This is a genomic window from Pseudomonas putida (assembly GCF_003228315.1).
In the GTDB taxonomy this organism is placed as follows: domain Bacteria; phylum Pseudomonadota; class Gammaproteobacteria; order Pseudomonadales; family Pseudomonadaceae; genus Aquipseudomonas; species Aquipseudomonas putida_S.
Map to the genome: position 1 here is coordinate 5,316,789 of NZ_CP029693.1, position 21,132 is coordinate 5,337,920.

The window sequence follows — 21,132 nt, forward strand, 5'->3', positions numbered from 1 at the left end:
TTTTCCCGCTCGGGAGCCCCCGCGATGCTGCGTATCAGCCAAGAAGCTCTGACATTCGACGACATTCTCCTAGTGCCCGGTTATTCCGAGGTGCTTCCTAACGAAGTCAGTCTGAAGACCCGCCTTACCCGTGGCATCGAGCTGAACATTCCTCTGGTTTCTGCCGCCATGGACACCGTTACTGAAGCCCGTCTGGCAATCGCCATGGCTCAGGAAGGTGGCATCGGCATCATCCACAAGAACATGACCATCGAGCAGCAAGCTGCCGAAGTGCGCAAGGTCAAGAAGTTCGAAGCCGGCGTCGTGAAAGACCCGATCACCATCGAGGCCGACGCCACGGTTCGTGACCTGTTCGAACTGACCCGCCTGCACAACATCTCCGGCGTTCCGGTACTGCACGATGGCGACCTGGTCGGCATCGTCACTTCCCGTGACGTGCGTTTCGAAAGCCGCCTGGACGCCAGCGTCCGTGAAGTGATGACGCCTAAAGAGCGTCTGGTCACGGTCAAGGAAGGCGCCGACAAGAACGACGTTCGCGAGCTGCTGCACAAGCACCGCATCGAACGCGTGCTGATCGTCGACGACAAGTTCGCCCTCAAGGGCATGATGACCGTCAACGACATCGAAAAAGCCAAGGCTTACCCGCTGGCCAGCAAGGACGATCAAGGTCGTCTGCGCGTTGGTGCCGCCGTCGGTACCGGTAAAGACACCGGTGACCGCGTTGCCGCCCTGGTCAATGCCGGTGTTGACGTGGTGGTGGTCGACACCGCCCACGGTCACTCCAAGGGCGTGATCGACCGCGTTCGCTGGGTCAAGGAAAACTATCCACAAGTGCAGGTCATCGGCGGCAACATCGCCACCGGCGCTGCCGCCAAGGCCCTGGCCGAAGCGGGCGCCGACGCGGTCAAGGTCGGTATCGGCCCTGGCTCGATCTGCACCACCCGTATCGTCGCCGGTGTCGGCGTTCCTCAGATCAGTGCCATCGCCAACGTCGCCGCTGCCCTCGAAGGCACCGGCGTTCCGTTGATCGCCGACGGCGGCATCCGTTTCTCCGGTGACCTGTCCAAGGCCATCGTGGCCGGTGCTTCCTGCGTGATGATGGGCTCGATGTTCGCCGGTACCGAAGAAGCGCCGGGCGAGATCGAACTGTTCCAGGGCCGTTCGTACAAGGCTTACCGCGGCATGGGTTCGCTGGGCGCCATGTCCCAGGCTCAAGGTTCCTCCGACCGTTACTTCCAGGACTCCTCGGCCGGCGCCGAGAAGCTGGTTCCGGAAGGCATCGAAGGGCGTGTTCCGTACAAGGGCACCCTGAGCGCGATCATCCACCAGTTGATGGGCGGCCTGCGTTCCTCGATGGGCTACACCGGTAGCGCCAACATCGAACAAATGCGCACCATCCCTGAATTCGTGCGGATCACCGGCGCTGGCATGGCCGAATCCCACGTGCATGACGTGCAGATCACCAAGGAAGCGCCAAACTACCGCGTAGGTTGAGCCTTCCAGTAAAAAGTTAACGACCGGGGCTGTTTGATTCAGCCCCGAGTTGTTTCTGAATCACGACTGTTTCTGAATGACTTAGACGAGACTGAATCATGGCCCTCGATATTCACGCTCACCGCATCCTGATCCTCGACTTCGGTTCCCAGTACACCCAACTGATCGCCCGCCGCGTGCGCGAGATCGGCGTGTATTGCGAACTGCACCCGTTCGACATGGATGACGAAGCGATCCGCGAATTCGCGCCAAAGGGGATCATCCTCGCGGGCGGCCCGGAGTCGGTACACGTGGCGGACAGCCCACGCGCACCACAAGCAGTCTGGGACCTGGGCGTACCGGTCTTCGGTATCTGCTACGGCATGCAGACCATGGCCGAGCAACTGGGCGGCAAGGTTGAAGGCTCCGAACTGCGTGAGTTCGGCTACGCCCGTGTCGACGTGGTCGGCAAGAGCCGCCTGCTGGACGGTATCGAAGACCACGTCGACGCCGACGGCCTGTTCGGCCTCGACGTGTGGATGAGCCACGGTGACAAGGTCACCAAAATGCCTGGCGACTTCCACATCCTGGCCAGCACTCCAAGCTGCCCGATCGCCGGCATGTTCAACGACGAGCGTGCTTACTACGGCGTGCAGTTCCACCCGGAAGTGACCCACACCAAGCAAGGCGGCCGCATCCTGTCGCGCTTCGTGCTCGATATCTGCGGCTGCGAAGCGCTGTGGACCCCGTCGAAAATCGCTGAAGACGCCATCGCCCAGGTTCGCGCCCAGGTCGGTACCGACAACGTGCTGCTCGGCCTGTCCGGCGGTGTCGACTCCTCCGTGGTTGCCGCGCTGCTGCACAAGGCTATCGGCGACCAACTGACCTGTGTGTTCGTCGACAACGGCCTGTTGCGTCTGCACGAAGGCGAGCAAGTGATGGCCATGTTCGCCGAGAACATGGGCGTCAAGGTGATCCGCGCCAACGCCGAGGACCAGTTCCTCAACAACCTGGCCGGCGAAGCTGATCCAGAGAAGAAGCGCAAGATCATCGGCCGTACCTTCATCGACGTGTTCGATGCCGAATCCTGCAAGCTGGACAACATCAAGTACCTGGCCCAGGGCACCATCTACCCGGACGTGATCGAGTCGGCTGGCGCTAAAAGCGGCAAGGCTCACGTGATCAAGTCGCACCACAACGTGGGCGGCCTGCCGGAAGAAATGAACCTGAAACTGGTCGAGCCGTTGCGCGAACTGTTCAAGGACGAAGTCCGTCGTCTGGGCCTGGAACTGGGCCTGCCGTACGACATGGTCTACCGTCACCCGTTCCCGGGCCCGGGCCTGGGCGTGCGCATCCTCGGTGAAGTGAAGAAGGAATACGCCGACCTGCTGCGTCGCGCCGACCACATCTTCATCGAAGAACTGCGCAAGGCCGACTGGTACCACAAGGTCAGCCAGGCGTTCGTGGTGTTCCAACCGGTGAAATCGGTGGGCGTGGTCGGCGATGGCCGTCGTTACGCCTGGGTCGTGGCCCTGCGTGCCGTGGAAACCATCGACTTCATGACCGCGCGTTGGGCACACCTGCCTTACGAACTGCTGGAAACCGTATCCGGCCGCATCATCAATGAAATCGAAGGCATCTCCCGCGTCACTTACGACGTGTCGAGCAAGCCGCCGGCGACCATTGAGTGGGAATGATCCCGCGACTCAGGTTGCAGTGAAGCAATAAAAAACCCTGGCCTTGGCCAGGGTTTTTTTTGAGTGGCGGATACGACCGGTTCAGACAGGAAGGCGGCTTTGAAGGCTCAGTCCCATCTGCTCCAGGCCCCTGGAGAGCTGTTCCAGACTGGCGTAGGGAACGCGGTTGACCGACCCCCATGACGGGCGGTCGATGTAATAGCGGCCATCGGCGAAGGTCTGCACGGGCGTTTGCACGATCGCTTCACTCTGACTGCGGTGAAACAACATGTAGGTGTCCTCGAAACGCTCAAAAACATACATGCCCGGACGATAGAGCAGCCTCTGTATTTGCGGCTCGCTACGACTGACAGGTTGAGCCTCCATTTGAAGCAGCAGATCGGCGTATTGCGTGTCGACTGTCCCGCGTTGAGTTTCAGCCTGCAAGAACGGTCCTTTTTCAATCTCTATCCCCGGATCTAGCGACACACTCTCGCCTTGTCCCGGATTGACTTCTTCGATCCGCAGTCCAATGCCGCCTTCCAATTCGCTCAGGCCGGCCAGCCCTCGGAAGGTATTGGTGTTTTCCACCCCCGTCAGCACGACCCACTTACCGGCGTTGCTGAAGGATCTGTCGATAAAAATGATGTCGCTGGCCAGGTGGTTGGTTTTCATCTGCTCTTCAATCCGCGAATACGACACTGGCCTTCTGTAGCTCGCCGCACAGTCGGTGGCCTGAACCCGAACGCCGTTCAGCCTCGCGGTTTTCACCAGTTCCAGCTCATTGAATTGACCAGAAGGGTCGGTGCCGAGACGGGACAGATACTGTTGCAGATCCTCTGACATGACGCCGGTCTTGAAGTAATCATTCAGATCAGCCTGGGCAAAGTCGCTGAGCAGGCGACGCACGTATAGGGTCTTGACGCCTTGGCGCGCCAGCGCGGGCATGTTTTCAATCATCAAGCGCATGCTGGTGATGCGCCCTGGCGTTTCGCCGATGACCAGTCCTGGCGCGGACTCCAGGGCCTGGGCCATGAACTGCGGGACAGTCGTGGACGCGCTGATGATTGGAACGGCGGGGCGTGGCGGCAGATTGGCCCACGGCAGGTTTTCGTAGAAGCGTCTGGCGGAGATCAACAGTGCCCGGGCTTTTTCGGCGAAGTACAGGGCATATCGATCCGGTGCGATCAAGGCGCCATTCGGGCCGATCTGCACCTGAATGTGGGTTTCGCGTAGCCCCATGGCCCATTTTTTCAATTCGGATCGCCGTGGCGCGTCAACATCGTAGGGTGTTTTAACCAGGCCGATGTCAGTTGATGTTAAGGGCTGGGGGGCGGTGCCAGGTGAAGTGGGTGGCGAGGCGGGTTCAACCAAGGGCTGCTCCGGGTTTTGCGGTGCTGGCTCTTGCGCTTCAAATTGAACGTCCACGGTGCATGTCTTGCCCAGGCACTGGCCGCCACCCTTGAGTCCCAATTGCGTCATTCGCTCCCAGTTGCCTTCAGCATTCAAGCGCACCGGCAATGAATGAATCAGCTGGTTGGGCCGAGCCGGATCGATGATCGCCCAGAAACCGTCGCCCTGTGAGTCCGCGAAGTAACGCACGTAGTAGGCCGTGTCGTTCATCAGAATGGCGTAGGGTGGGTCGGCGTCGAGGCGATAGATCCCCTGGAATTTTCCTGGCTGCGAGACGGGTGTCAGCCCGTCCAGCAACTCATTGGATTGAAAGGTTTGCGGGATCTCGGGTATCTGGCCCGTTTCAGCCGGGATTGGCGACAATTCCTCCAGGGGCGGGAGTATCTCACCGGGTTCTTCGACCGCCAGTTCCGAGGTTCCGGCCTCTGCCAGTTCACCCGTCTCACCGACTTCTGCCAGCGCTCCGTTACCCTTCAAAAAAGGCAGGTTGAACAACACATCGATACCACTGATAACCGCCCCGATCACTCCTGCCTTGCGCTCGGCGGTGGTCTTGCCGTTGACGGCCTGGTCGATGTTCAGTCCCATGTTGGCAAGGCTGGCGCCTATCACCGGCAGTGCCACTGGCCAGCCGACGACCGCCATTGGGCCGAACACCTTCAAACCGGCGCTCAGGTAGCCGATCCACAGCTTTTTACGCAAATCGCCATTGGACGTCAGCGACAGATCGGCTTCGGCGAACATGGCGGCCCGGGTCGAATCACGCAACCAGGTGAACGCGTCTCCCGTCACAGCCTGATTTTTCTGGTTAATCAGATGATGATCCGAATACCCCCAAGTGCTGACGAGCCGGTTCATCAAGTCGGTGATGTTTTCGGTGATCTGGTGCCGGTCGGCCAGTGGGAAATGCTCCAGGAATTGCGTGCGAGGCGCCTTTTCGTTCAGTTGTTGCAACACCCACCAATGCAGGTCACCGGGCGTCGCCATGACCTGGAACGTATGGGGGTCGCCTGGCACGTAAAGAATCTGGCGTCCCTTGTCGTCGACGATGCGCAGGATGTTCGTGGCGACATGGCCGTCAATGTCCAGTACGCGCACCTGCAGCCCGGGGCTGCCCGATGACTCCGATTGCAGCACTGCCAGGCTGACAGGCCATCTCAGTGGGCCGAAGGCGGCGTTGACTGCGGTTTGAAAATCCTTGTCAGCAAGCTGGCCACTGTCTCGGGCTTCAACGGCCTTGCTGAGGAAATTGCACTTGGCCAAGGTGCGAAAATCGCTGGCATGGTCATTCCAGAAGGCCTGCAGCCTGTTGCGGTAAAGCTCGCTGAAGTTGATGGACCAGAAGTCTTTCAGTACGTCGTTGCCGTGCAGGCGCACCTCGTTGGTTGCGTCGAAGGTTTCTTCGTCTGGACCCGCGGTATAAAAGCCGCCGTACAAGTCCAGCAGATCGGCATTGTCCTGATCGGTGGCGCGGAAGCGGTGAATGACCAGTTGCGTGAGGGTCAGGCTTTCATAGGGCTTTTCGCCATAGTGCTGCCAACCGGTGAATGAGGGTGCAAGGCTTTGAGCGGTCTTGAATCGGTGAAACCAGACTTTATCGGGATCCATTCCGGTGACACCGTATTTCTCAAGCAATTGCGCGGGGATCTCATGGGCCGTGTCTTGCAGGCTCGGGCAAGCCTTGACGACTTCGGCGGCGATGGCCTTCAGGGAAGCCTTGTCGGCGGCGTTGGGCAGTGAACGGGTTTCTATCGGATTCATGGGCTCTGTTCCTTGAGAAGGGGCGCCGAGCATCGCCCGGTGACCCAAGGGCAGTGCATTGCATATGTGTCGCATCAAGACGTCGTGCCCTGCGTCCTTCCGCCGCGCTGCCCTTACTGTTTCGCAATCGCAGGTGTATCGTATTCGCCTTTTGCAGGCCCGGTGCCTGTCGCTGATTCGTGAGGTAGTTGAGTTCATGTCCTTTACCCGTCGCCAAATCCTCGGTGGCCTGGCCGGTCTTGTTGTCGTTGGTGTCGGCGCGGGGGGCGCGTCGCGTTACTGGCTGGGCAAGCGGGCCGATGCCGAGGCGGGTCACGATTACGAGTTGATTGCCGCACCGCTGGACGTCGAACTGGTGTCGGGGCACAAGACCGAGGCCTGGGCATTCGGCCCCTCGGCGCCGGGCACCGAGTTGCGGGTGCGTCAGGGGGAATGGCTGCGGGTGCGGTTCATCAACCACTTGCCGGTAGCGACCACCATTCACTGGCACGGCATTCGCCTGCCACTGGAAATGGACGGCGTGCCTTACGTGTCGCAATTGCCGGTGTTGCCCGGTGAATACTTCGACTACAAGTTCCGCGTGCCGGATGCCGGCAGCTACTGGTATCACCCGCACGTGAACAGCAGCGAAGAACTCGGACGCGGTCTGGTCGGACCGCTGATTGTGGAAGAACGCGAACCAACCGGCTTCAAGTTCGAAAAGACCTTGAGCCTCAAGAGCTGGCATGTCGACGAGGTGGGTAATTTCGTCGAATTCAGCATTCCCCGGGAAGCGGCTCGTGGCGGCACCGCCGGGCGGCTGGCGACGATCAACGGCGTTTCGCAAGCGGTCATCGATCTTCCGGCGGGGCAGATCACCCGGGTGCGCCTGCTCAATCTCGACAACACCCTGACCTATCGTTTGAACATCCCCGGTGTTGAAGCGCAGATTTACGCGCTGGACGGCAACCCCATCGAACCGCGGCCACTGGGCAAGGAATACTGGCTAGGTCCCGGCATGCGCATCTGTCTGGCGATCAAGGCGCCACCAGCCGGTGAAGAGCTGTCACTGCGTAATGGCCCGGTTCGACTGGGCACCTTCCGTTCGGTGGCCAACAACGACGCACCGGCCGAGTGGCCGCCTGCGTTGCCCGCCAACCCGATAGCCGAGCCGGACCTGGCCAATGCCGAGAAACTCAACTTCAATTTCGAATGGGTCGGCTCGGTGTCGGTCAACGTCGACAACGGCAAGCCGCCCAGCCTGTGGCAAATCAACGGCAAGGCTTGGGACATCACCGACAAGACCTGCGCCGACCGCCCGATCGCCAAGCTCGAGAAGGGCAAGAGCTACATTTTCGAATTGAAGAACATGACTCAGTACCAGCACCCGATTCACCTGCACGGCATGAGCTTCAAGGTCATTGCCTCGAACCGGCACAAGGTCATTCCTTACTTCACCGACACTTACCTTTTGGGCAAGAACGAGCGCGCGCAAGTGGCGCTGGTGGCGGATAACCCAGGCGTGTGGATGTTCCACTGCCATGTGATCGACCACATGGAAACCGGCCTGATGGCCGCCATCGAGGTGGCCTGATGCGTCAGATTCGACCCGCCGCCATCATCGACCGCAGCCGTGACCGCGATTTCATGCGCGAAGCCCTGGCCCTGGCCGCCCAAGGCGCGGCGCTTGGGGAAGTGCCGGTGGGCGCGGTGCTGGTGCAGGACGGTGAAATCATCGGTCGCGGCTTCAATTGCCCGATCAGTGGCAGCGACCCCAGTGCCCACGCCGAGATGGTCGCGATCCGCGCCGCCGCCCAGGCCGTGAGTAACTATCGCCTGCCGGGCAGTACGCTGTACGTGACCCTGGAACCGTGCAGCATGTGCGCCGGGCTGATCGTGCATTCGCGAATTGCGCGGGTGGTTTACGGCGCGTTGGAGCCCAAGGCGGGGATTGTGCAGAGTCAGGGGCAGTTTTTTACCCAGGGCTTTTTGAATCACCGGGTGTTGTATGAAGGCGGGGTGTTGGCGGAGGAATGCGGGGCGGTTTTGAGCGAGTTCTTCAAGGCCCGGCGCGCCAAGCCGGCAGAATAAACACCGAACCTCTGTAGGAGCGAGCCTGCTCGCGATGAGGGCCTGACAGTCAACAATGATGTTGAATGATAGACCGCTATCGCGAGCAGGCTCGCTCCTACAGGGGATCTCTATTGTCTGGAGACTTATTTACGAGCGACGATGACAGCCCGCATCGGCGCCGGCAGCCCTTCAATGGTCTTGCTGTGATCCTCGGGGTCAAGGAAATCACTGAGCGACTGATACTTCATCCACTCCGTCCCGCGCTGTTCCTCGACCGTGGTCGTGCTCACGTCCACGCATTTCACATCCGTGAACCCGGCACGACGCAGCCACAATTCCAGCGCCGGCACCGACGGCAGGAACCACACGTTACGCATCTGCGCGTAACGATCTTCCGGCACCAGCACCTGATGCTTGTCGCCTTCGACCACCAGCGTCTCCAGCACCAGCTCGCCGCCCTTGACCAGGCAGTCCTTCAGCGCCAGCAAGTGCTCGATTGGCGAACGGCGGTGGTAGAACACACCCATGGAAAACACGGTATCGAAGCCTTCCAGGTTCGGCGGCAGGTCTTCGAACGGGAAGGGCAGGTGCCAGGCATTGGGTTCTGACAGGTAACGCTGCACGGCCTGGAACTGGCAGAAGAACAGCCAGTTCGGATCGACGCCGATCACGCTGTCCGCACCGGCGCCGAGCATGCGCCACATGTAGTAGCCGTTGCCGCAGCCGACATCGAGGATGCGCTTGCCTTTCAGATCGAGGTGCGGGGAAACCCGCGACCATTTCCAGTCCGAGCGCCATTCGGTGTCGACGTGCACGCCGAACAGGTCGAACGGTCCCTTGCGCCAGGGTGACAGGCCCATCAACGCGGTGCGCATTTGCGCACGGGTTTCATCGTCGCAATCGGTGTCCAGCTTCAGGCCGTTGAGCAGATCGACTTCACTTGGCTGGATCTTCGGCAGGGCATCCAGCGCGCTTTGCCAGCGTTCCAGGTCGCCATGACCCTTTTCCATTTTCTTGTCGAGTTGCGCTTGCAGGGTGTTGGCCCATTCGGCCAGCGGTGTGCCGGCCAGACGGCGGGCGAGGGGGGACAGATCAATCATGGCAAGGCAATCAACGAGGCAAAGTTAAGACACTGGAACCACGGCACGACTTTCGAGAACCCGGCGGCCAGCAGGCGTTCGCGGTGTTCTTCGAGGCTGTCGGGCTTCATGACGTTTTCGATGGCGCTGCGCTTCTGGGCGATTTCCAGTTCGCTGTAGCCGTTGGCGCGTTTGAAGGCGATGTGCAGGTCGGTGAGCAGTTCGTGCTCCTGCTCGTCTTCGAAACGCAGTTTTTCCGAGAGGATCAGCGCACCGCCGGGCAGCAGCGACTGGCGAATGCGCGAGAGCAGTTCAGTGCGCTGCGATGGGGCAATGAATTGCAGGGTGAAGTTCATGGCCACCACTGATGCGGGCTGGAACTCAAGGGCGAGGATATCGCCTTCGATCACGTCCACCGGCAGCAACTCCTGAAACATCGAATCCTGACCGTTGAGGTACTCGCGGCAGCGCTCGACCATCGCCGCCGAGTTATCCACAGCGATGACGCGGCAACCGTCGGTACGCACATGCCGGCGCAGTGCTTGAGTCACAGCGCCCAGGGAGGCGCCGAGGTCGTAGAGCACGCTACCCGGCTGGGCAAACTGCGCGGCGAGCACGCCGAGGTTTTCCACGATGGTCGGATAGCCCGGTACCGAGCGCTTGATCATGTCCGGGAACACCCGCACCACGTCCTCGTTAAAGGCGAAGTCAGGCACCTGGGCCAAGGGCTGGGCGAAAAGGCGATCGGATTCTTTGCTCACGGCGGTTCCGGCGGTGTCGGTGGAAAGGGCGGCATTTTAGCCAAGTTGGCGAGGGGATGCGCGGGTTGTCTGATAAAGCGGGGGGGGCTGGCCTGGAATCTTCATCACCAGTGATACCGCCTTCGCGAGCAGGCTCGCTCCCACAGGTTCAGTGCAGTCTCTGTGGGAGCGAGCCTGCTCGCGAAGCATTTAGCGCGGTTTCGTGCCAAACGCCGAAGCTGTAATCCCCCATTGCCCCAGCCAATAACTGAGGATGATCACATAAGGCGCCGCATCGAACGGCACCACAAAACGACTGATGCCAATCACACTGTCCGAGAACACGAATGCCACCGCGCCTGCCGCCGCCAGCAGCGCCGAACGCCGTGGCACATCGGTGCCGAGCCGCGCCAACGCGCGCCAGAGCATGGCACTGATGGCCAGGCCGTAGACGATGACCGGGATCAACAGCGGCCCCAATCCGTGGGAAATCAGAATCCCCAGCAACACGATGCCAACGCTCAAGGCGATGAGCAGCGGCAACAATGCCAGGCGTCGGCAATCGCTCAAATACGCTTTCAAATAGGCCAGATGCGCCACGAGAAACGCGCCCAGGCCAAACACAAACAAGTCCCCCGGCCACGCCAGCAACACGTCGCCGAGCAGCGAAAAAATCAAACCAAGACTGATCCAGCGCCGATAGTCACCGGGTGGCGCGTCGTGCAGCCAGCCGAGCAGGGCAAGAACGGGCAGCGGCTTGACCAGCAGGCACAGCAGTGCGGCGTGCACGCTGAGGCCATAGAGGAAAGTCACTGCGCCCATCAGCGCCAGGATCAGCCAGCCCACGGTCAGTTAACCGAGATCGCGCAGTCGAATGCGTCCACCGGCAACACTTCCGGTGCCCAAGGCTGTTGCGAAGTCAGGCGCAAACGCCCGGTGCCGGGGGCGAACGCCTGGAAACGCCAGGTCGAGACACCGGCGGCACCGACCACGCCGGCATCTTCCGGGTTGCGATACACCTCAGGTCCCAACGACTTCAATACCCCACCGGCCGAATCCTGGACCGACCAGCGATAGCCCGTGGTCGGGTTGCTCGGCAGTGTCAGGATCAGGTTTTGCCCGCTGGTGAGTTTTACCGGGCATTCGCTTTGTTTTTCCACGGTCACGTTGTGTTTCGGTTGCGTGGCACAGGCGGCCAGCAGCGCGAAGGCGAGGGGGACGAACAGGCGAGTGGGGGACATAAGGTCAGGGGCTCCGGCGTTCACGACGAACGGCGAGCATAACTTAAGATGAGACAAAATGTGACAGCCAGGGAAAAGGGTGGTGTCAGGTCTGACGCCATCGCGGGCAAGCCTTGCTCCTACAGGTGTTGGTGATCTGTAGGAGCAAGGCTTGCCCGCGATGACGGCATTGAAGACGCTAGAGAGCGATCAGAACAATACCTTCGCCACATCCGCAAACCGCTTGGCGAAGTGCACGGTTATCCCTTCCTTCAAATAGTCGGGCAACTCCTCGAAATTCCCGCGATTGGCCTCCGGCAGGATGAGCTCGAAAATCTTCTGCCGCCGCGCCGCAATCACCTTCTCGCGCACGCCGCCAATCGGCAAAACATGCCCGGTCAAGGTCAGCTCACCGGTCATGGCCACGCCTTTTTTCGGCGGCTGGTTGCGCGCCAGCGACAGCAGCGCGCTGGCCATGGTCACGCCAGCGCTCGGGCCATCTTTCGGGGTTGCGCCTTCTGGCACGTGCAGGTGCACGAAGGCTTCGTCGAAGAACTTCGCATCGCCGCCAAACGACTTCAGGTGGGAGCTGACATAGCTATAGGCGATTTCCGCCGATTCCTTCATCACGTCACCCAATTGCCCTGTGAGCTTGAAGCCTCGATTGAGGGTATGAATCCGCGTGGCTTCGATCGGAAGGGTGGCGCCGCCCATGCTGGTCCAGGCCAGCCCTGTGATGACGCCGGTCCCCGACAACACTTGCTCGTTACGGAACACCGGATGACCGAGGGAGGCTTCCAGGTCTTTCGGGCCGAGCTTGATGACGGCATTCGGATCTTCAATCAGCTTCATCACCGCCTTGCGCACCAGTTTGCCCATCTGTTTTTCCAGCTGGCGCACACCGGCTTCACGGGCGTAGCCATCGATCAGAGCCTTCAAGGCGCTATCGCTGATGGACAGGCTGCCCTTGGACACCCCGGCTTTTTCCAGCAATTTGGGCCACAGGTGACGCTTGGCGATGGCGACTTTTTCTTCGGTGATGTAGCCCGACAGGCGAATCACTTCCATCCGGTCCAGCAGCGGGCCGGGGATCGAATCCAGGGTGTTGGCAGTGCAGACAAACAGCACTTTCGACAGGTCCATCCGCAAGTCGAGGTAATGGTCGAGGAACTCGACGTTCTGCTCCGGATCGAGGGTTTCCAGCAGCGCCGAGGCCGGGTCGCCCTGGTAGCTCTGGCCCATCTTGTCGATCTCGTCGAGCATGATCACCGGGTTCATCACTTCGACGTCTTTCAACGCCTGCACCAGTTTGCCCGGCTGTGCGCCGATGTAGGTGCGGCGGTGGCCCTTGATCTCGGCCTCGTCGCGCATGCCGCCGAGGCTGAAGCGGTAGAACGGCCGCCCGAGGGATTCGGCGATGGATTTGCCAACGCTGGTCTTGCCCACGCCCGGTGGACCCACCAGCAAGACGATGGAGCCGCTGATCTCGCCTTTGTAGGCACCGACCGCGAGGAATTCGAGGATGCGGTCCTTGATGTCATCGAGACCCGCGTGGTGTTTATCCAGCACCTTGCGTGCGTGCTTGAGGTCGAGCTTGTCCTCGCCGTACACGCCCCACGGCACCGAGGTCGCCCAGTCGATGTAGTTGCGGGTCACCGCATACTCCGGCGAGCCGGTTTCGAGGATCGACAGCTTGTTCATTTCTTCTTCGAGGCGTTTCTGCACCTGCGCCGGCAGGACTTTACCCACCAGCCGCTGTTCGAACTGTTCGAGGTCGGCGCTGCGGTCGTCCTTGGTCAGGCCCAGCTCCTGCTGGATGACCTTGAGCTGTTCCTTGAGGAAAAACTCGCGCTGGTGTTCGCCGATCTTGCGGTTCACCTCGGCGGAAATTTCCTTTTGCAGGCGCGCGACTTCGACTTCCTTGCGCAACATCGGCAGGACTTTTTCCATGCGCTTGAGCATCGGCACGCAGTCGAGCACTTCCTGCAACTCATTGCCGGTGGCCGAGGTGAGGGCGGCGGCGAAGTCGGTCAGCGGCGACGGGTCGTTGGGGCTGAAGCGGTTTAGGTAATTCTTCAGTTCTTCGCTGTACAGCGGGTTGAGTGGCAGCAATTCCTTGATCGCATTGATCAGCGCCATGCCGTAGGCCTTGACCTCGTCGGTCGGCTCGGTGGGCTGGTGCGGGTATTCGACCTCCACCAGATACGGTGGGCGATGGTGCTTGAGCCAGGTCTTGAGACGCACACGGGTCAGGCCCTGGGCGACGAATTGCAGCTTGCCGTTTTCGCGGCTGGCGTGGTGCACCTTGACCAGCGTGCCGTACAGCGGCAGGGCCGAGGTGTCGAAGTGGCGCGGATCTTCCTGGGGCGTGTCCATGTAGAACAGGGCCAGGGAGTGGTGTTCGGACTTGGCCACCAGGTCCAGGGTTTCCGCCCACGGCTCTTCATTGACGATGACCGGCAGCACCTGGGCGGGGAAGAACGGTCGGTTGTGGATCGGGATGATGTAGACCTTGTCCGGCAGATTTTGCCCGGGCAGGGCCAGGCCTTTGCCGGGTACATGGTGAGGGGCGTTTTGCGGATCGGCGTATTCGCTCGGGTCTTCGGGGAATTCCTGCTGGTCGCTCATGTGGGCACCTGCGCAATGGGTATGGGTCTTAGATGGGGCAGGTTGGCGGTGGTTTCAATGATGCTTTGGCATCACTGAATCATTCGTGGGTATGTTCAGACGCTAGACAGGTTAGCTGGACTTTGCCCGTGCACTTCGATTTGAAGACTGCCGGCAGTCACTTAGAACAGGTGATGGTCCAGTTGCCGGGGCCCATCGCCCGCCTGGTCGAAAATCCAGCGTATGACGCCAGGCAGCGACCGCAACGCGGCAAAAACCTGCGAGCGGTGCTGAGCCGTGCAGAGCACGTGCACATTGGGGCCGGCATCCATCGTGGCACACACCTGCAGCCCTTCGCCGCGTAGTTGGCGAACCCGTTCAAGCAGCACCAGTGTTGTCGGTTGCCAGTAGAAAACCGGCGGTTGGGAGGTCATGGCGATCATGTGCATTTCAACGGCTTCGCACTCCACCGCGTCGGCCAGTGCATTGAAATCACGGTTGAGGATGGCTCGGCGCACGGTAGCCAGGCGTTCCGGCAACCGATCAAGACGGGTTTGGTAAAAGGGACTGCTGGAGGCAAGGCGATGACCCTGGCGGGAACTGACTTTCTTGTGCCTGGCATCGACCACGGCAATCAGGTCGTGCAGCGGCCAGTGATGCGCCGGGGCGAATTGTTGCGTCGGCCCGGCAAGCTGTCGGGCATCGCCAGGCCATTGGACAAATCCGCCAAACGCTGACCGTGCCGCAGAGCCCGAGCCGGACAGACGTGCCAGCTCACTGATGTGAGCGCCGTCACTGCTTTGATCGCACTGCAGGGCAAAAGCCATGGCCAGGGCACTGAAACCTGCCGCCGACGAGGCGATTCCGGCCCCGGTGGGGAAGCTGTTGCTGGTGGCGATCCGCAGGGGCTGCCAGTGATCGAAGTGCTGGCGCAATTGCCCAAGATGATGCTCGATACCGAAGCGCATCGAATTGCTGGCAGGAACCAGCGTGCCCTCACTGGTTTTCCACAGAATTTCATCGTTTGAGCCGCGGTGCAGCGGTGCCATCGTGCACAGGCTGACGCATTGACTCAGGGTCATGGACAGCGAGACGTTGTTGGGTTGGGTCAGTTGTTCATCGCGCATGCCCCAATACTTGATCAAGGCAATGTTGCTGGGGGAAGAGACGGTGATCCGCTTCATCGCTCACTGATCTCCAGGCCGCTCACCCCCAGCGTTGCATCGATCCTGCGGTAGCCCGCCAGCGCCGGCAGGGTGGTTGTGCCCACCACGAGCAGGGCGCCGGCGCTATCTCCGGAGAGTGCCCCGGCGCCGCAGATTTTCGCCGCGCCGCCGGACTTTTCGATCATGCGAATCACCTGGGCGATGGCTGGCGGCACTACGCCGAGCTTTTCCAGGTCGGCTTCATAGTCGCGCAATACGGCCTTGAGGGCTTCAGGCATGGGGCGCGTTAGATGCAATAGTGACCTGAATCGCTCTGTATTGCGGCACATGCTGGCCAGCAGTGGATTATCGCTACCTTCAAGTCGATGTCGGGTGGCAGCAATCACTTGCCCGGTGCTCTCGCGGGCGGCGCCGGTGTGATAGATCTGCAACGCGTGCAATGGCAAGTTCAAGCTTTCGGCGGGCCATGAAGTCAGACAGGAACCACCTTCATCGTCACACCTGCGTTCGACCACCGAGCCACGCAGGCTGGTGTTGTGATCGATCCCCGAAGGCAGGCCGTGCACATAACGCTCTACGGTCAGAGCCAGGGATTGCACAGGATGCTGCGCCTCTGGCCGCTTGAAGAGCCGCAGCAGCGCGGCAATCAGCGTAACCGCCAAGGCGCCGGAACTGCCGAAGCCTGCATCGAGGGGAATTTGCGATCGCACACGCAGGGAAAAACCGTGCCAGTCCTGCGGCGGGATCCTGAGCAGGACTTCTCCGATGGCACATTTGACCAAGTGATCGGGGTCCATGCCCCTGACCTGCTCGAAGGTGCGCGAAGTCGGGTCGCTCCGATAGCGTTCCCACGCCTGGCGCACCCGAAGGGTGTAGTCGGCCAGTTGGAGAAGGTCGTAGAACCGGTGGATTTCCAGGTCGGGCAATTTCAGCTCAACCAGCCCATCCCGGTGCGATCGCACCCAGACATTGCAGTACAACCCGATGGAACTGGCGATTACCGGGCATCCGTGCAGTACAGCATGCTCACCCATCAGTATGATTTTGCCCGGGGCGCTGGCTTGAATGGCAATCATCCTTCAACGCCCCAGCTTCACGTGGGCATCGACCAGATGATGAGAAGCCTGCGCGGCCATGATCGACAGCTCACCTGCCAATACAAGTGCACCGAGAATTTCCGCCAGGCGCTGTACATCCGCGCCGGGTTTTCGCTCGCCGGGCACGATGCCCATCAAGGCCAGGGCTTCGGATTGCGTGTCCAGAGCGGTGCCACCGCCGACTGTGCCCAACGGTGTGTCGGGCAACATGACCGAGGCGTAAATGCCGCCATTCTCGCGGGCTTCGATGCAGGTAATGCCGATGGCGCTTTCGGCGACCTGGGCAACGTCCTGGCCGGTAGCGATGAAAATGGCAGCCAGGATGTTGGCATGGTGGGCGTTGCAACCAATCGCCCCGGCCATGGCCGAGCCCAGCAGATTCTTTCGGTATTGAAGCTCGCACAGCGCCGTTGCATCGGTTTTCAGAATGTCACGCAAGATGTCGGCGCTCAGGTGCGCTTCGGCATGAATGCGCTTGCCGCGACCGTTGAGAAAATTGACCTGCGCCGGCTTTTTATCGACGCAGTAGTTACCGGAAATGCTGATGCATCGCACGCCCGTTTCCGGGGTGATCAATTGGCGGATTGCACGGTCGCAGGCGATGCTCGCCATGTTCATGCCCATGGCATCGGCGCTGTGAAAGCGAAAGCGCAGGTAGATCGAGGTGCCGACCACGGCGGGTTCGATATCCTGCAATCGCAGATGGGCGCTGCCCTGTTCGCACAGCTGTTTGATTTCCTCGTAGTGACTGCGGATCCAGGCCAGGAATGCCTGGGTTTGCACGATGCCGCTTGAGCGAAACACCGGTGCCCGGGTGATACCGATATCCTCCACGCGAACCACCGCGCCACCAGCGGCATACAGGGCGCTGCAACCGCGGGAGACACTGGCGACCAATGCGCCTTCAGTGGTGGCCAACGGCGCGTAGATCTGCTCCCTTGCAGTGATTGCCTGGCCGTTGACCACTATCGGCCCGACAACCCCCACGGGTATCTGAATGGCGCCGATGAAGTTTTCGCATTTGGCCGGTTTGGCATCGAAGGTGTAGCAGCCGATGGTGTGCAGTGAAGTTGCGCTGATACGTTGCAATGCCTCACGGCGAATGTGTGCGGCTTCGTCGCGGGAAAACGCTTTTGGCAACTGGTGCAATTTGATTTCACCCTCGGCCAGTGCCTCGATCCAGTCAGTGGCATTTCGGATAAGGGACGTCATTTGCACCTCGGCTACACGGGCACGTTTTTGTGCGTATGCGGTTGAGGATGCGTAGAAAAGAAACAGACAGCTACTGTCAGAGTTGACAGTTTTTTAGATCGATTGGCGATTGGGCTGACGCTCGGTCACCCACGAAGAATCTGTGAGCAATGCGTAAACCCGCACTGCACGCCTGCGACTATCGCGAGCAGGTTCATCTACATTTAACAGACCGCTTCCCCCCGGCGATGCCCTCGGCTAAGGTGCGCGGCTTCCCATTCTTTCCCTGTTTGAAGGCCCGGCATGACCGAACAGAACAACAACCCGCTGCATGGCGTGACGCTGGAGCAAATCCTCAACGCGCTGGTTGAACACTACGAATGGTCGGGGCTGGCCGAACGCATCGATATCCGCTGCTTCAAGAGTGATCCGAGCATCAAGTCGAGCCTGACCTTCCTGCGCAAGACCCCCTGGGCACGGGAGAAGGTCGAGCGCTTGTACGTGAAGCTGATGCGCACCAAACGTCCGCTCTGAACATGGCGATTGCTTGCGTCACACGGCGTCGTCTGGTGGCGGTGGCTGCCGTTCTGGGCTGGGCTGGGCTGAGCATCCAGCTGTACCTGATCTTCTACTCGCGCTGGACATTCGCGGCCAGCCTGCTGGCCGGGCTGGTGAGTTTCTTCAGCTATTTCACCGTGCTCAGCAACACTCTGGTGGCGACGGTGCTGACCTGTGAGCTGACGTCCCGCGAGTCCGCTGCACGTCGCTGGTTTCTGCAGCCTTGGGTCAGTAGCGGCATTACCGTGAGCATCGTCGTGGTCGGTGTCGCATACAGCCTGTTGCTGCGCCATCTCTGGCATCCCGAAGGCTGGCAATGGCTGGCCGATGAATTGCTGCATGACGTGATGCCGCTGCTGTTTCTGATCTATTGGTGGTGCTGCGTACCCAAAGGCACATTGCGGCTCAAGCATATTGCGCTGTGGGTGATTTACCCGCTGGCGTACTTCGCCTATGCGTTGCTGCGCGGACATTTGCTGGCGAGCTATCCGTATCCGTTCATCGATGTGGCGAAGCTGGGTTATCCACAGGTGTTTATCAATGCCGGAGGATTGTTGGTGGGGTTTGTGGGGATATCACTTTTGCTGATCGGGGTGGATCGGTGGCTTGGGCGTCGTAGTAAAGACATGCATTTGTAGTGTTTTCGGCATTGCTATCGCGAGCAGGCTCGCTCCTACAGGTTCAGTGTGATCCCTGTGGGAGCGAGCTTGCTCGCGATGGCGGCCTGAAGTCCTGTCAATCTTCGTCGCCGTCACCCAGTCGCCAGTAGCCCACCGCCTTGACGTATTGATCGTCCAGCCCATGTTCATCCAGCAACACCCGGCGGATCTGCCGTGACATCTTGCTCTCGGTCGCCACCCAGGCATACAGGCTGCCGCCCGGCACCTGAATCTGCCGTACCGTGGTCAGCAAATGATCCTTGCCACCTTCGCGCAGTACCCAGATCACATTGACCTGGGCCGCACTTTCCAGCACTTGCTGTTCCTTGCCGTTCTCCACTTCGACGATCACCAGCGCCCGCCGATTGGCCGCCAGGCCTTCCAGGCGCCGGGCGATGGCGGGCAGGGCGGTTTCATCGCCGATCAGCAGGTAGCTGTCGAAGATGTCCGGCACGATCATCGAACCCCGTGGCCCGCCGATGTGCAGGAACTGACCGGGCTGGGCCTGTTCGGCCCAGGTCGAGGCAGGGCCGTCACCGTGCAGGACGAAATCGATGTCCAGCTCCAGCGTGTCCAGGTCATAGCGACGAGGCGTGTAGTCACGCATGGCGGGCATCGGCCCGTCGTTCTTTCCCCCAAGCACCAGGGTTTCCAGCGCCGCCTGTTCCGCCGCATTTTGCGGGAACAGCAGTTTCACGTGATCGTCCGTGCCGAGGCTGACGAAACCGGCGAGTTCAGGCCCGCCCAGAGTAATGCGGCGCATGCGCGGCGTCAGATCAACCACGCGCAACACTTCCAGCCGACGGCGTTTGATTTCATGCATGACACGGTGAATGGTTTGGGAAGGGTCGATAACGTCGGTCATTCGATGGGCTCCTGAGCTGATTGAACGGCGGGGCCGTCGACGATGGCTTTGGCGGTGTCGTTGAGCAGGTCGCGCACCCGCAGTATTTCTTCCGGGCTCCAGCGACCGTGGTGCATTTGCAGGGCATGGCGCAGGTTATGCACCGCTTCATGAATCTCCGGCGGGCGGTCATGGCCGCGCAGCGAGCGCTTGCTGACCTCGATGCGCATGCGCACGCCATCCAGCGCAATGGCCTGCTCGCTTAGCGAAAGGCGCCCGGTATCGGTCACGCAGTAGCGTTTTTTTCCGCCTTCGGCGTCCCCCGAAATCATTTCGCTTTCTTCAAGGAACGTCAGGGTCGGGTAGATCACGCCGGGACTGGGGCTGTAGGCGCCGTCGAACATGCCTTCGATCTGGCGTATCAGGTCGTAGCCGTGGCATGGCTGCTCGGCGATCAGCGCCAGCAGCAGTAATTTAAGGTCACCGGGTGCGAAAACGCGGGGGCCGCGACCACCGCGTTCGCGGCCGGGCCGTCTTTCGAAGCCGTCGCGGCTGTCACCGTGTTCGCGGTGGGGGGAATGATGGTCTCTCATTTTCGCCTTCTCTCGTCATGTTTAGATACAACTTAAGATATATCTTATGCTTTGAGCAAGGCTTTTGTTGAGAATGACTTTTATTAGTCGACGGGTGGCGAACGGCAGGATGGCGAAATCTTGAGTCCATCAATGGCTTTGCAAGCTTTTGCCTCTACGCCAGCGAGCCAATTCAGGAGTTAAAGCAATCACTCTATTTAGCTGGAGCTTATGCTCTAGAGTTGTGCGATGTTCCCGAATTCATTAGTTAATATTGCTGTATGGTTTTTGTTTTGTAACTGTTTGTAGGCTGAAACTTACAGTTGTCTATTTTGTTTTCATTTTTTTGTTCCTTTTTCATTCTTTTTACGGGGTGGTTGGACTACACGGCAAAGAGAAGTTTCCTGCTTACTTTCAGGAACGAAGAGTCGATTATGCGCCGGCGTTGAAAGTTCAAACCCATACGGTGTTTACACTTTCAGCGATCCTATCCTTCCAATAAGCAGGTATTGATTCATGTTCAAGAAAATCGCAATCGCTACTCCAATGGCCATCCTGGCGCTGAGTTCTTCCATGGCTTTTGCAGAAGGCGAAGCGCGTCATTCCATCAACATTGTTGCATCGGTTCCAACCAATGTTTTCCACGTGTTGCCAGTAGACCCGGATTTGATCGTCAAGGATCAACGCCTGAGCTACGACCCGATTGCCGATCAGTTGAGCACCTTGCGGGCGCAGTTCGACACAAAAAACACCAATGGTTCGATTCACGCGATGCTTGAAAGCGAAGCCTATCTGTCCAACGGTGCTATCGCGGACAAAGTCCCACTGACCGTGACTTTCAACGGTCACGCCCTCAGCCAGACCGCACCGGTGGAAGTGGTGGGCGAAGCTGAATCCACGCCAGGTAAACGTGTGGAACTGGTGGTTGCTCCAACCAAGCCAGCGACCGGCGGTTACAAGCCGGGTGAGTACAGCGGCGTGGTCGCGATGCGCTTCGATGCGGTACTTCCGATTCGTTGATTTT

18 protein-coding genes are annotated in these 21,132 nt (G+C 60.0%); 7 read left to right on the forward strand and 11 right to left on the reverse strand.

From position 1 onward, the window contains the following. Positions 1-24 precede the first annotated feature (24 nt). On the forward strand, positions 25-1,494 hold the full coding sequence (gene guaB / locus DKY63_RS24900) for an IMP dehydrogenase (protein WP_110966536.1): 1,470 nt from the start codon (positions 25-27) through the stop codon (positions 1,492-1,494). A 98-nt stretch (positions 1,495-1,592) separates the two neighbouring features. After that, positions 1,593-3,170, forward strand: coding sequence for a glutamine-hydrolyzing GMP synthase (gene guaA, locus DKY63_RS24905; RefSeq protein ID WP_110966537.1), 1,578 nt, complete (start codon positions 1,593-1,595; stop codon positions 3,168-3,170). 81 nt (positions 3,171-3,251) lie between these two features. On the opposite strand, the gene DKY63_RS24910 is transcribed toward guaA, so the two are convergent. Continuing rightward, a complete protein-coding gene (locus DKY63_RS24910) occupies positions 3,252-6,521 on the reverse strand; it encodes a membrane-targeted effector domain-containing toxin (RefSeq protein WP_343327503.1) in 3,270 nt (1,089 codons plus the stop codon). On the opposite strand from DKY63_RS24910, the gene DKY63_RS24915 reads away from it, so the two are divergent. Together DKY63_RS24915 and tadA are read left to right on the forward strand one after the other, a co-directional pair. Beyond that, positions 6,520-7,896, forward strand: a complete 1,377-nt coding sequence (locus DKY63_RS24915) for a multicopper oxidase family protein (RefSeq protein ID WP_110967976.1) — start codon at positions 6,520-6,522, stop codon at positions 7,894-7,896. The two genes, DKY63_RS24910 and DKY63_RS24915, sit on opposite strands and share 2 nt — an antisense overlap. Next, positions 7,896-8,393: a tRNA adenosine(34) deaminase TadA gene (gene tadA / locus DKY63_RS24920; protein ID WP_046820376.1), complete on the forward strand. Its 498-nt coding sequence runs from the start codon at positions 7,896-7,898 to the stop codon at positions 8,391-8,393. The genes DKY63_RS24915 and tadA overlap by 1 nt, the downstream gene beginning before the upstream one ends. A gap of 125 nt (positions 8,394-8,518) precedes the next feature. On the opposite strand, the gene cmoB is transcribed toward tadA, so the two are convergent. From cmoB to DKY63_RS24960, 8 genes are all read right to left on the reverse strand, one after another. Continuing rightward, positions 8,519-9,475 (reverse strand): tRNA 5-methoxyuridine(34)/uridine 5-oxyacetic acid(34) synthase CmoB, encoded by a 957-nt coding sequence (cmoB, locus tag DKY63_RS24925; protein ID WP_110966539.1) that lies wholly within the window; start codon positions 9,473-9,475, stop codon positions 8,519-8,521. After that, positions 9,472-10,215, reverse strand: a complete 744-nt coding sequence (gene cmoA / locus DKY63_RS24930; RefSeq protein WP_110966540.1) for a carboxy-S-adenosyl-L-methionine synthase CmoA — start codon at positions 10,213-10,215, stop codon at positions 9,472-9,474. Before cmoA ends, cmoB begins: the two co-directional genes overlap by 4 nt. A gap of 189 nt (positions 10,216-10,404) precedes the next feature. Further along, entirely contained in the window at positions 10,405-11,040 is a 636-nt protein-coding gene (locus DKY63_RS24935; RefSeq protein WP_110966541.1) for a lysoplasmalogenase, read from the reverse strand. Between the two features lie 2 nt (positions 11,041-11,042). After that, the gene (locus DKY63_RS24940; protein WP_110966542.1) at positions 11,043-11,435 is read right to left on the reverse strand and encodes a protease inhibitor I42 family protein; all 393 of its coding nucleotides are present in this window, start codon (positions 11,433-11,435) and stop codon (positions 11,043-11,045) included. Positions 11,436-11,624: 189 nt separating this feature from the next. Next, the gene (lon, locus tag DKY63_RS24945) at positions 11,625-14,042 is read right to left on the reverse strand and encodes an endopeptidase La (protein ID WP_110966543.1); all 2,418 of its coding nucleotides are present in this window, start codon (positions 14,040-14,042) and stop codon (positions 11,625-11,627) included. A 161-nt stretch (positions 14,043-14,203) separates the two neighbouring features. Beyond that, on the reverse strand, positions 14,204-15,205 hold the full coding sequence (gene mvaD / locus DKY63_RS24950) for a diphosphomevalonate decarboxylase (protein WP_110966544.1): 1,002 nt from the start codon (positions 15,203-15,205) through the stop codon (positions 14,204-14,206). Continuing rightward, positions 15,202-16,263 carry a mevalonate kinase family protein gene (locus DKY63_RS24955; protein WP_110966545.1) on the reverse strand — a complete coding sequence of 354 codons (1,062 nt, stop codon included), beginning with the start codon at positions 16,261-16,263 and terminating at the stop codon, positions 15,202-15,204. Before DKY63_RS24955 ends, mvaD begins: the two co-directional genes overlap by 4 nt. A gap of 3 nt (positions 16,264-16,266) precedes the next feature. Next, positions 16,267-17,496 carry a hydroxymethylglutaryl-CoA reductase gene (locus DKY63_RS24960; protein ID WP_110966546.1) on the reverse strand — a complete coding sequence of 410 codons (1,230 nt, stop codon included), beginning with the start codon at positions 17,494-17,496 and terminating at the stop codon, positions 16,267-16,269. A gap of 282 nt (positions 17,497-17,778) precedes the next feature. Between DKY63_RS24960 and DKY63_RS24965 the strand changes: the two genes are divergently transcribed. Next, positions 17,779-18,009, forward strand: coding sequence for a VF530 family DNA-binding protein (locus DKY63_RS24965; protein ID WP_007903672.1), 231 nt, complete (start codon positions 17,779-17,781; stop codon positions 18,007-18,009). A gap of 2 nt (positions 18,010-18,011) precedes the next feature. After that, the gene (locus DKY63_RS24970) at positions 18,012-18,671 is read left to right on the forward strand and encodes a Pr6Pr family membrane protein (protein WP_110966547.1); all 660 of its coding nucleotides are present in this window, start codon (positions 18,012-18,014) and stop codon (positions 18,669-18,671) included. Positions 18,672-18,768: 97 nt separating this feature from the next. Here DKY63_RS24970 and DKY63_RS24975 read toward each other — a convergent pair whose 3' ends face one another. Further along, positions 18,769-19,557, reverse strand: a complete 789-nt coding sequence (locus DKY63_RS24975; protein WP_110966548.1) for a siderophore-interacting protein — start codon at positions 19,555-19,557, stop codon at positions 18,769-18,771. Beyond that, positions 19,554-20,129 carry a PadR family transcriptional regulator gene (locus DKY63_RS24980; RefSeq protein ID WP_110966549.1) on the reverse strand — a complete coding sequence of 192 codons (576 nt, stop codon included), beginning with the start codon at positions 20,127-20,129 and terminating at the stop codon, positions 19,554-19,556. Before DKY63_RS24980 ends, DKY63_RS24975 begins: the two co-directional genes overlap by 4 nt. 495 nt (positions 20,130-20,624) lie before the next feature. On the opposite strand from DKY63_RS24980, the gene DKY63_RS24985 reads away from it, so the two are divergent. Further along, positions 20,625-21,128 (forward strand): CS1 type fimbrial major subunit, encoded by a 504-nt coding sequence (locus tag DKY63_RS24985; protein WP_110966550.1) that lies wholly within the window; start codon positions 20,625-20,627, stop codon positions 21,126-21,128. Positions 21,129-21,132 lie beyond the last annotated feature (4 nt).

Bases quoted from the DNA above. Each gene is read 5' to 3' on its own strand.
- lon (WP_110966543.1), bottom strand. From the start codon at position 14,042: ATGAGCGACCAGCAGGAATTCCCCGAAGACCCGAGCGAATACGCCGAT.
- guaB (WP_110966536.1), top strand. From the start codon at position 25: ATGCTGCGTATCAGCCAAGAAGCTCTGACATTCGACGACATTCTCCTA.
- DKY63_RS24965 (WP_007903672.1), top strand. From the start codon at position 17,779: ATGACCGAACAGAACAACAACCCGCTGCATGGCGTGACGCTGGAGCAA.
- DKY63_RS24975 (WP_110966548.1), bottom strand. From the start codon at position 19,557: ATGACCGACGTTATCGACCCTTCCCAAACCATTCACCGTGTCATGCAT.
- DKY63_RS24960 (WP_110966546.1), bottom strand. From the start codon at position 17,496: ATGACGTCCCTTATCCGAAATGCCACTGACTGGATCGAGGCACTGGCC.
- DKY63_RS24915 (WP_110967976.1), top strand. From the start codon at position 6,520: ATGTCCTTTACCCGTCGCCAAATCCTCGGTGGCCTGGCCGGTCTTGTT.
- cmoB (WP_110966539.1), bottom strand. From the start codon at position 9,475: ATGATTGATCTGTCCCCCCTCGCCCGCCGTCTGGCCGGCACACCGCTG.
- DKY63_RS24980 (WP_110966549.1), bottom strand. From the start codon at position 20,129: ATGAGAGACCATCATTCCCCCCACCGCGAACACGGTGACAGCCGCGAC.
- tadA (WP_046820376.1), top strand. From the start codon at position 7,896: ATGCGTCAGATTCGACCCGCCGCCATCATCGACCGCAGCCGTGACCGC.
- DKY63_RS24970 (WP_110966547.1), top strand. From the start codon at position 18,012: ATGGCGATTGCTTGCGTCACACGGCGTCGTCTGGTGGCGGTGGCTGCC.
- guaA (WP_110966537.1), top strand. From the start codon at position 1,593: ATGGCCCTCGATATTCACGCTCACCGCATCCTGATCCTCGACTTCGGT.
- DKY63_RS24910 (WP_343327503.1), bottom strand. From the start codon at position 6,521: ATGAACTCAACTACCTCACGAATCAGCGACAGGCACCGGGCCTGCAAA.
- DKY63_RS24955 (WP_110966545.1), bottom strand. From the start codon at position 16,263: ATGATTGCCATTCAAGCCAGCGCCCCGGGCAAAATCATACTGATGGGT.
- mvaD (WP_110966544.1), bottom strand. From the start codon at position 15,205: ATGAAGCGGATCACCGTCTCTTCCCCCAGCAACATTGCCTTGATCAAG.
- DKY63_RS24940 (WP_110966542.1), bottom strand. From the start codon at position 11,435: ATGTCCCCCACTCGCCTGTTCGTCCCCCTCGCCTTCGCGCTGCTGGCC.
- DKY63_RS24985 (WP_110966550.1), top strand. From the start codon at position 20,625: ATGTTCAAGAAAATCGCAATCGCTACTCCAATGGCCATCCTGGCGCTG.